This window comes from Ferruginibacter sp. HRS2-29 (genome assembly GCF_024343615.1).
GTDB lineage: Bacteria > Bacteroidota > Bacteroidia > Chitinophagales > Chitinophagaceae > Ferruginibacter.
In genome coordinates this window covers 1-1,654 of record NZ_RJUB01000095.1, presented here as the reverse complement: position 1 = coordinate 1,654, position 1,654 = coordinate 1, and the positions used below count along the sequence as shown (strand labels likewise).

Genomic DNA, 1,654 nt, shown 5'->3' with positions numbered 1-1,654 from the left:
ATTCACCACTTCCATGGCGATCTCAAAATCCTGCTTCATCTTTTTGAGCTCTTTCTCCAGTTTGTATAATTGAACATCGCATTTAATGCCTTCCATCTTAATGTCTATGGCTGACTGACTTTCATATTTTTCGCGTAATTCGGCTATGGCGGGAGATTCGGCTGCCTTAAGGGGTTTCACCTCCTGCGAAGTAATGTTGTACCTGGCGGCCAGCTGGTCTACCAGGGGGTACAATTTCCGCGGTACTTTACGGTCGCCCCGCTCCATCATGGCGTACGTACTTAGTTTGAGGCCGAGTTCGCGGGCCATTTCGGCCTGGGTAAGATGGATCTGATCGCGAAGGAGACGAAGGTGGAACATGTGAGATAGTTTTGCCGGTAATAAAGGGATTAAGGGTAAAGCCGCATTTTCAACGACTTATCACACAATTTAATAATAATGCTGAAATATTTTGTGCAGATAATTATTTTTAACAACTGCACAAAAAATTTGTGCAGTTGAGTAACTGCACAAAATTTCTGCACAAAAATATTTGTGCAGAAATTATTTTTTTGAATCAAAAATTAAAAACTGCACAAATTGTAATTGTGCAGTTTTAATTTTTAATCAAAATTTTTCCGCAACTGCACAAATTTTTGTTGTGCAGTTTTACTTTATTATCGAAAGATCTCAGCAACTGCACAAATTATTTATGGCGCAGGAAGCCCGGCAAAATATATTGCCCGCTCCAAAATAACATTGTCGAAAACGAGCCCAATCTTCACCGTTTTTTTTCAGCCACTTTTGAGTTTCCTTCTGAGTAAGATCAGTTTGAATTTTATATTGTCGTAGATGAGGCCGGATAGCAAGGCAGCTGCGGCAAAAATTAAAGAGTACAGGGCCAGTTTTGAATATAAGATGCCGCCAACAATTCCGCCGATAAAAAAGAAACTGATGATGATCAACCGCAATTTTATGGAGGAAAGCAACCTGGTCTTTTGCTGATCTTCTTTGTAAAAAAACAACTGCGATAATTCGATACCCAGGTCGGTAAAAAGCCCGGTCAGGTGCGTTGTTCGCACACTTGCGTTGGAAATGGTTGTTACCAGTGAATTTTGCAAACCCATGGCAAAAAGTAAACTGAAGGCAATGGCATCGGGGCTGCTGAGCATGAGCCTGTGCCCCAAAAAGCCAACGGTTAATAAGATCAGGCATTCAATGGAAGCAGGCACTACATAAATATACTGGTCGCTTTTGCGGGAGATGATCTCTATGAGAAAGCTGGATACAAAAGAGCCCAGGAAAAAGAAAAAGATATAGAGGAAATAAATAAACCCCTGCCAGAAGTTGAGCTTGAAAACCTCGTCTACAAAAAAAGCAAAGTGCCCCGTTACGTTTGTCGTCAATCGTTGAACTGCAAAAAAACCGGCCACATTTACAATTCCGGCTACAAAAGATAATAAAGAAGCAATCCTCAGGTTATGTTTTAAAGTCCGGGTCTTACCTTGATGTCTGAACATTTTGTAATTTTTCTCTGGCCCTAAAGTTAAGCCACAAACGGCGAGGATGCTTCAATATTACCATGGGCTGCAATCCATGGCGACAAAAATTTTGCCGGGAAGACGGGAAGAAGGAGGGGTTATTTTTGCTTCTCCACAAGCTTGAAAAAATCGGA

Annotated in this window: 2 protein-coding genes; both read right to left on the bottom strand. The window is 41.3% G+C overall.

Going from position 1 to position 1,654, the window contains the following annotated elements; genetic code table 11:
• Window positions 1-360: helix-turn-helix domain-containing protein (locus tag EGI32_RS11215; RefSeq protein WP_255155451.1), on the bottom strand; the 360-nt coding region annotated here is incomplete at its 3' end.
• Between the two features lie 413 nt (window positions 361-773).
• The gene (locus EGI32_RS11210) at window positions 774-1,499 is read right to left on the bottom strand and encodes a YoaK family protein (RefSeq protein WP_255154590.1); all 726 of its coding nucleotides are present in this window, start codon (window positions 1,497-1,499) and stop codon (window positions 774-776) included.
• Between the last annotated feature and the right edge of the window lie 155 nt (window positions 1,500-1,654).